This window comes from candidate division WOR-3 bacterium, assembly GCA_039801725.1.
Classification (GTDB): domain Bacteria; phylum Hydrothermota; class Tepidihabitantia; order Tepidihabitantales; family DTDR01; genus DTDR01.
Genome location: JBDRVE010000051.1, coordinates 1 through 8,030 on the forward strand (window position 1 = coordinate 1; position 8,030 = coordinate 8,030).

General features: G+C 30.6%; 7 protein-coding genes. 1 reads left to right on the forward strand and 6 read right to left on the reverse strand.

The genetic code is table 11. The annotated features are described in order from the left end of the window. Positions 1 to 403: 403 nt before the first annotated feature. Positions 404 to 2,503: a T9SS type A sorting domain-containing protein gene (locus tag ABIK75_07935; GenBank protein MEO0091017.1), complete on the reverse strand. Its 2,100-nt coding sequence runs from the start codon at positions 2,501 to 2,503 to the stop codon at positions 404 to 406. A gap of 76 nt (positions 2,504 to 2,579) precedes the next feature. On the opposite strand from ABIK75_07935, the gene ABIK75_07940 reads away from it, so the two are divergent. Beyond that, positions 2,580 to 2,867: a hypothetical protein gene (locus ABIK75_07940; protein MEO0091018.1), complete on the forward strand. Its 288-nt coding sequence runs from the start codon at positions 2,580 to 2,582 to the stop codon at positions 2,865 to 2,867. A 2-nt stretch (positions 2,868 to 2,869) separates the two neighbouring features. Here the strand turns inward: ABIK75_07940 and ABIK75_07945 are convergent, their stop codons facing one another. The 5 genes from ABIK75_07945 to ABIK75_07965 all read right to left on the reverse strand — a co-directional run. Continuing rightward, a complete protein-coding gene (locus tag ABIK75_07945; GenBank protein MEO0091019.1) occupies positions 2,870 to 4,654 on the reverse strand; it encodes a hypothetical protein in 1,785 nt (594 codons plus the stop codon). Then, entirely contained in the window at positions 4,651 to 6,270 is a 1,620-nt protein-coding gene (locus tag ABIK75_07950) for a SpoIVB peptidase S55 domain-containing protein (protein ID MEO0091020.1), read from the reverse strand. The genes ABIK75_07945 and ABIK75_07950 overlap by 4 nt, the downstream gene beginning before the upstream one ends. Continuing rightward, entirely contained in the window at positions 6,258 to 6,827 is a 570-nt protein-coding gene (locus tag ABIK75_07955) for a nitroreductase family protein (GenBank protein MEO0091021.1), read from the reverse strand. The genes ABIK75_07950 and ABIK75_07955 overlap by 13 nt, the downstream gene beginning before the upstream one ends. Beyond that, positions 6,827 to 7,621 (reverse strand): signal peptidase I, encoded by a 795-nt coding sequence (gene lepB, locus ABIK75_07960; protein MEO0091022.1) that lies wholly within the window; start codon positions 7,619 to 7,621, stop codon positions 6,827 to 6,829. Before lepB ends, ABIK75_07955 begins: the two co-directional genes overlap by 1 nt. A 105-nt stretch (positions 7,622 to 7,726) precedes the next feature. Beyond that, the coding region (locus ABIK75_07965; GenBank protein MEO0091023.1) for a T9SS type A sorting domain-containing protein at positions 7,727 to 8,030 on the reverse strand (304 nt) is incomplete at its 5' end.

Below are 8,030 nucleotides of genomic sequence, written 5' to 3' on the forward strand. Positions count from 1 at the left end.
AACCGCTATCGAAAAGACTATTGAAACCCAAAAAGAAATAGATAAGATATACGACGATATAGAAACCTCCATTATTAATTTCCCATTAACTTAAATATATAAGGTTTTATATTGACACCAATAAATTTTTAAAATATGAAAAATGGACGATTTTATAAGTTCTTAATTTTCAATAACTTAACTCAATTTTCCAGTTTCCTGTATGGAAACTTTTTCTTTCATAAAAAATTTATATAAGTTATTGAAATTACACAACTTAATTAAATTCGGCCGTTCACATAGGGGGCTATCTACTATATAGCCTTGGAGACGCTTTGGTATTCATTTTTCTATTGATTTTTCTTTATTTTCTTCTAATAATTCTTTTATAGATTTTTTACTTTATTTTCTTAAAGATTTTAAATTAAATTATGATAAGTTTTCTAAAAATATTTTTCTCTTTTATTAAGAGATAGTAAATACCTTTCTTTATTCTCTTATTATCTACGTTCCTTCCGTTAATATCATAAATTTCTATATTTTTATTCTCTTTTATTAAGTTATTAATAAATAAATCGGACTTCTTTCGGCTAATAACAAAATAATCTTTTTCTTCTACTGCTGGCAAGGTTACATAGAAGATTTCTTCTCTTTTATCATTACTTGGGTTTATGTCATTATCTAATCTTGTGGAACATTTGGCGACATATTGACCAGTATCGGAAGCATACCATAAGGAATCAAAGATAATATCAATCTCATTATTAGCACTTATTGCTACTCTTTTCTGAGTCTGCCAGTTATTTATTGTAAAGATAACATCAAACTCTTCCCTTAAATTACCAAAATTTTTTATCCTTGCCTTTGGTTGGATATAACTTCCTTGACCAATATAACCATTTGGTTCAATTATTCTTACTACTCCGACATCTCTTACCCGAATAAATATTCTTCCTTCTTTGAAATTATTTGTTGGTCTTTCATCATTAGCAAGTAAGGTTGTGCATTTATAATACTGGTAATTCCTTCCTTTTAAGGTGCAAGGGTTAAAATAGATTGTTTGGGTATCATTGGGATTTAAAGTAATTGTTTTTATATCAGTATAAAAATCACCACAGGTTAGTTTTACTTGGAAATTCTCTTGAAATTGACCGTAATTTTTTATTAAGGCATTTGGATAGATTATTGAATTAGAGTCACTAATTGAAGGAAAGCCCGAAATCCTTTCAACGCCAACATCGTGTAAAATTCTGATATTTGCTTGGTAATTAAAATTTAGTTGATAACCGATGCCATATTCCCAGTGGGCAACAATTGGTATCAAAGTAAAATTGTTTTCTAATCGCCAATCAAAAGAGTCTTGTCCTTGTGCCTGATTGTTTAAATTTATCTCATAAATTTGGGGTTCTTCTCTTTGATAACCAATAACAATTGCCTTCCAATTAAAGCCATCATCACCATCAAAAGAGATAAATAATTTACCACCACCATTAACAAACTGAATATAATCACAACCACCAGGCACAACCGGTTCGTAAGATACTGAATTTCCCGAAACAGGATAGGAATTATGGGTTCTCATTATTGAAACAGAAGGCCATAGATTACCTTCTTTAAAAAATCTTATTGTATCGGCTCGGCTACCAGTAAAATATCGCCAAATTCCATATTCCTTTAAGGCATCATTAAGAGAACTGTTATAGAAATTTCTTAAAACATAGTCAAAGGCTTCTAAAGTATTATTGCCAGCAATTTGCCCTTGCCTTTCCCAAATTTTTCTTAAACAATCTCTTTCATATTTATCCTCTAAAAACATTGCCCAAATTCCTCCAGCATATTGGAAAAGTCCACCTTGGATAAAAGTATTGATTGGATAATAAGGTGTTGCCAATGGTCCAGGAGAAGTTGATAGATAACTTAGATAACTATTCACCTCTTCAAAGCAGACATCTTCCATCCAAGTTGAGGTGTTCTCATACCAGAAATTATCTTCTCGGCTACTGAAGCGGAATTGTAAAGCATGATTAAACTCGTGAGCACAGACAATTTTTAAGAATCCGCCAATACTTAAATCATTACCAATAGCGATATAAGAAGTAGCACCATTGGGATAAGGATTGGGATAGTTATATTCCGGTGCACAATAACCACCAATACCTTGGGGCATCGCATGGATATAGACATCAAAGCGGTCATCACCACCTAAACCATAATCGGGCGGTGGCGGAGGCCAATTTAAAGTATCAATCTGTTTTGCCCAAGAATAACTAATATAGGAAGCAACCGATTCCGCATAAACTTGGCTTACCGCATCAACACCACTTCTGGTGTAATGAACCCGAAATCTCTCCCTTTCAATATATTCTACTGGACCAGAAAGATTAGGTCTTTGTAATTTTTTTCCTTTCTGGAACTCTAATAGGGCTGGAATGGTATAACACCAATCACCAGTTGGTTTGTCAATCTCTTTGGCAATAACTCCATAAAGACTAAACAAAAATAAAAAAATAAAAAATTTTTTCACAAAAATATTTTAATAAAAAATTTCTAAATTGCAACTAATATTTGACTTTTATTTTTTAATATTTTATAATTATTTTATGGAAATATTTACAATTATTTTAGGAGTAATGTCACTTGTTTTAGCAGTATTCAGTGTGGTTTTGGCTATATATACCATATCTCTTTCTAAAAGAACTGATAAATTAGTTCAAGAAGAAGATAGAAGAGCAAAAGAGTTGATAAGAGAGACGCAAAAACTTATTGAAGAAGGGAATAAGAGAATGGAAGAGATAAATAGAAGAACTCAAGAAATAATTGAGGAGATGAACCGCCAGACCCAAGAGACCTTAAGGCATATTGCTGACTTAATTGTTGCCCATAAATAGTTTTACTTAATTAACCAATTTAATCTCTTTTCATTTAGGTATTCATCAAAGAATCTAATATTTAAAAGAAATTTATTCTTTTCTATCTCTAATAGAAATTCTTCTTCTTTATCATCAAAAATTCCATCGGTAGGCAAGATTTTTTCTTCCTTTTCGTTGTCAAGAGAATAATAAAACCCTTTAATAATTGATAAGGAATCAATAATTTTTATTCTTATTTGATAGCCTTTCTTTTTCTTATCTTTCTCGAAGGATACTAATTTTGGTGGTGTGTTATCAATTAAAAATTCGTTGGAGATGAATGAATCTTTTAATGCTTCTCTTTTTATTTGGGTTATTTCGTCGCTGCTAATTAATTTTATTTTATAATAACCGTCAGGCAAAATTCTGCTATCTAATTTATATTCATTCTCTTTAATATCTTTTGCTAATAGAAACCAATTTTTATCATTTGCTATTTGGTAATATAAGGTATGGATTAAAGAATCATTATTCGGGTCAAAGACTTCATATCTTATTATTTTTATTTTTGGATTTTCTGAATCGGCTTCGATATTAATTGTTTTTATCGTAGGTGGCTGGTTAATATTTTTATAAAAATACCTGATTTTTTTAATAATTGGAGATGCTTTTTCGCCTTTTAATTTTATTAAATATTGAAAATAGCGATTTTCTGGACTTTTTATCTTACCCTCTTTCAATTTTTCAAAATTAGACCAGGTTTCATCGATGATATTATTACTGCCGCTTCTCGTATAAACCTCATAAGAAGAGAATAAAGGTAGATGACTTTCAATTTCCATCTTGCCAAACTGCGAGATAAATTTTAAATCAATAATTGGTGATAAATAATTTCCTTCTTTTGCTAATTCCTTTTTTAATTTATAAATTCTTGGTGGATAACCGGTGGCTAAATAAAGCTCTCTTTCAAAAGCAAGAATTTTGGTCAAGGCTTCACAGTCAAAACCATAAATTAAATAACAATTTTTTTCCGGAATGATTTTATATAAAACTTTGTCACTGCCCGCAACGAATAGGGTTTCTTCTATTCTTGCCAGAGAATATAATGTAGAACAAGAAAAAGAAAAAATTTCCTTTAACTCTTTTTTTATTCTGTCAAAAGAATATAAAGAAGGCATTTTTTTATCAGAATTGGTGATAAAGTATAAAATATTATCTTTGATAACAATATCTTTAATCTCTTCTTCTTCACAATCTAAAAGAAGTTTTAAATCCTTTGGGTTATTAATGGGCAAACTATAAAGATAACCCTTCGGAGAAGTACCAATATATAAAGTCTCTTTATAAAAATTTAATGCTGAAATATTTTCATCAGGGATTTCTTGTAAAATCTTATCTTCTTTTTTACCAATTTGGTAGATGATTGCTGGATAAGATGTTCCAATAAAGATATTTTTATTAAAAGAAATCATTTTCAAAATGTTGCTTGCTGGAATTTTATATTTTTTGATTATTTTATTATCTTTTAGTTGGAAGATTAAACTTTCGGGCGAGAGTCCAAAATATAGGTATTCTCCATCGGTAGTTAAAGAAAAGATGTTTCCCTCTTTTTCTTCGTAGATTAATTTCTCATCAAAATAAACCTTCTCACCGGTGGTTAAGAAAATTCCTTTTTGAGAAACAGTAAAATCATAGATATAGACATCTTCAATTTTTAAGACCTCTTCTATTGTTGGCGACAAATAAATCATTGAATCTTTATCAATCATTATTTGGAAATTTCTTTCACCCTTTAAGAAAAATAAGAGAAAAATTAAAATCTTCATTTTTCCTCCTTAACTTCAAAGGTTAAAATTTTAGAATTGGTAATAAAATAGTTAAAAGTGTCTTCCTTTTCATAACAGATAGTAAAAGGAGAGGTTTCGGAAAAGCTTTTCTCTTTTAATCTTTTTAGTGATAACGGTAAGGAATAGCCCAAATCTTTTAACATTATTCCCTTTGCTTGGGAATAGATAGCCAATTTTAGCAGGTTCCCTCTTTTTCTCTTTTTAATATTTTCTAAAAGTTTTGAGAAAGATTTTTCTTCCTTTTGAGGAAAAATAGCAAAGAAATCATCGGGATTGCCAACAAAAAGAAAGTATTGGGCAGGAGATAAATCAATTTTTAAACTTATCTCTTTATCAAAAATTCTACCTTCCAAATCTTGGAAAGTTATTTTAACTTTTAATTCATCTTTTATTAAAAAACGGGTTTTATTTAAAGTGATATCTAAGATTTTTGCTGCTCTTTTTTCCGGGATAATTTCACTTTCAATTTCGCACTCCTTTATTGTTATCTTTTCTAAGGGATTTTCCAAAATAGTTTTTAAGTCATTATAAAAATCATAAAGTTCCCAACTTCTTGGTTCATCGCTAATACTTATTTTTTCATAAATAAACTCTTCTTCTCTATCTTTAAGAAGGAATTTTAATTTTATTTTATTTTGGATAGTATAGTTAAGAAGGGTTTTGGTAGTAAAAGAAGAATAAGAAGAAGAGAGACAGATAGGTAATAAAAAGGGAATTAATTTATGATGGTTACAGATTTCATAGTTAAAAATCTCTTTTTTATTTTCATTGGTAATTTTTATTCTTACGGGAATTTTCTTTGCCTTTTTATTTAAAATTCCTTTGATTGCTGTTTGGTAATCGTAGTTTATAACACCAATTTCTTTTACTGGCGAGAAGAGTTTAAAGGAATTATCATAGGCGGGCATTATACAATGGATTTTCCCTAAGACCAAAGGCAATTCTAATTCACCAAAATTAAATAAGGGATGACCAAAGGCATAAATAGTATCCTTATTAATATAAGTTAATGTGCCAATCGCTGCTGCTTTCAAATCGCCATCAATAAAAGTTGCGCCCACGGCATAACCCAAGGAAGGTTCAATTTCAATATCTTCCTTTTCTCCTTTGCCCATTGGTAGAAATATTGGTTTGATATTTTCTGGAAAGATTTGTTTGAAAAGTTCTATTGCCTTTTTATCTAAATTGCTACTTAAAGCGATGGGAAGGGTATAATTTCTTATTGGTAAATTCCTTCCTTTTGGAAAACTTTCTGGATAGAGCATTTCGTAGATTGGCGTAATACCACAAATTGGCTCTTTCTGGAACTCCCAAGCATAAGCAACCGCACCAATCAATTTATTATTAATAAATACCGGACTTCCTGACATACCGCTAACCACACCACTATTCTCTAAATTCTGTTTTGACAATTTAGCAATAATTAAATTTCTTTTTGGCTCAACATCTTTCATCACATCAATAATCTCGCATTCAAAGGTATCAGGTAAAATACCAAAAAAAGTAGAAAGACCATAACCTTTCATTTTTTGTTTTATACTATCTAAATCCATTATTGGCATATTAATTATTAAAAAAATTATCAGAACTCCCATCTCTTTCCCCATTCATTTAAGAAGACAAACTCTTTTAATTCCTTTCTCTTTCTACTTTGGGCAAAGGTTTTAATTGCCTTTCCTAAAAGATTCTCTTCTTTGGGATAACCCAATGGTGTCAAGGCAATAATTCTAAAATCCTTTGGTATTTTTAAGATTTCTTTTAAGTATTCCTCGTCAAAACCACCAATCCAACAGGTTCCTAAACCTAAAGCAGTAGCCGCTAATATGAGATGCTCCATTGCGATTGCGCAATCAACTAAAAAATAGTCAAGACCGGCACGGGTTCCTGATAATTCCTTTTTAGAAACCAAAATAATAATTACCGGTGCTTTCTTTAAAAAGATATTAATATTCAAAGTTAATGGTCGGAATTCAGAAATCTTTTTTATCAATTCCTTATCTTTCACCACAATAAAATACCAAGGTTGACGATTCTGCCAAGAAGGTGCTAATCTGGCTGCTTCTAAAATTTTCTTTATCTTTTCATCTTCAACTTCCTTATCAGAAAAATTTCTTACCGAATGGCGAGCAGAGATAGCTTCAAAAAAGTCCATTATCTTAATATCCGACCTATCCGCTCCCAACGAATTTTAAAAGGGGAGAAGATAATTCTTAATAAATTGGGACCGGCGTCGGATGAAAAATAGATAACCAAAGGTTTTCCTTTCAGATATTTGATATGTAAAGGTCCCCAAAATCGGGAATCTTCGGAATTATCTCGGTTATCGCCCATAACAAAGATACAACTTTCGGGAACGACGACTGGCCCAAAATTATCTCTCACCAATATGCCATAATTTTTATCTTTAATAAAAATTAAATCCTGCCACATTTTTGTAAATTCTTCCATACTTTTATTGTTAATTCCTGGTGTTGTAAAATAATCTTTATGAACAACATAGGTATCCTGTTGTAAGATGCCATTCACATAAAGTCTTTTATTTCTAATTTCTACGGTATCACCACTTAAAGCAACACACCTTTTAATAAAATTCCTGGGCGCATAATAGACGAAGAAATTTCTTTCTTTTGACCAATAAAAGGGTAGTAAAGGAAACCATTTGGGGAAAATCCTTACATATTTCTCTTCTGGTTGGGGCATATCTGGATCAACAGGATAACGAAAGACAACAATATCACCCCTTTTTGGTTTGCCAGTTTCAATAATTACTTTATTAGAAAAAGGTAATTTTATACCATAATCAAATTTGGTAACAAGCATAAAATCGCCAACAAGAATTGTATCTTCCATTGAGCCGGTTGGCACCATAAAGGCTTCTAAGAAAAAGGCACGTAAAAATAAGACTACCGCAATTACCGGTCCCCAAGAAGAAAGAAATTTTTTCATATTTCCAAATTATAATAAGAGATATTTAAAAGTCAAATCCTTTTAAATAAGATATGTGCCTCTCCTAAAAATTACAGAAGAGGCACCTATTTCCTAATTGTTCTTTTACATTAAAATAAGTTTTCTTGTCGCCTTGTATTCTTTGGCGGTAAACTTGAGAAAGTAAACTCCTTTTAAAGGTTTATCAGGTGAAAAGATAAAAGAATAAATTCCTGGCTTCTGCTTCTTTACATAAACCTGCTTCACAATTTGACCAATAGGATTGTAAATAACAATAGAAACATCACATTCTTCAGATAAAGAATAAGAAAGCAGAGTTTTTCTTGTAAAGGGATTTGGTTTTGGTGGAAAAAGTTCAGTTTTTAGCGGTAATCTTTGAGATAAAACCTCTTCTTTTATTCCAACCATC

Coding starts and splice junctions, on each gene's coding strand:
- ABIK75_07950 (MEO0091020.1), bottom strand. CDS start 6,270: ATGGGAGTTCTGATAATTTTTTTAATAATTAATATGCCAATAATGGAT.
- ABIK75_07940 (MEO0091018.1), top strand. CDS start 2,580: ATGGAAATATTTACAATTATTTTAGGAGTAATGTCACTTGTTTTAGCA.
- ABIK75_07945 (MEO0091019.1), bottom strand. CDS start 4,654: ATGAAGATTTTAATTTTTCTCTTATTTTTCTTAAAGGGTGAAAGAAAT.
- ABIK75_07955 (MEO0091021.1), bottom strand. CDS start 6,827: ATGGACTTTTTTGAAGCTATCTCTGCTCGCCATTCGGTAAGAAATTTT.
- lepB (MEO0091022.1), bottom strand. CDS start 7,621: ATGAAAAAATTTCTTTCTTCTTGGGGACCGGTAATTGCGGTAGTCTTA.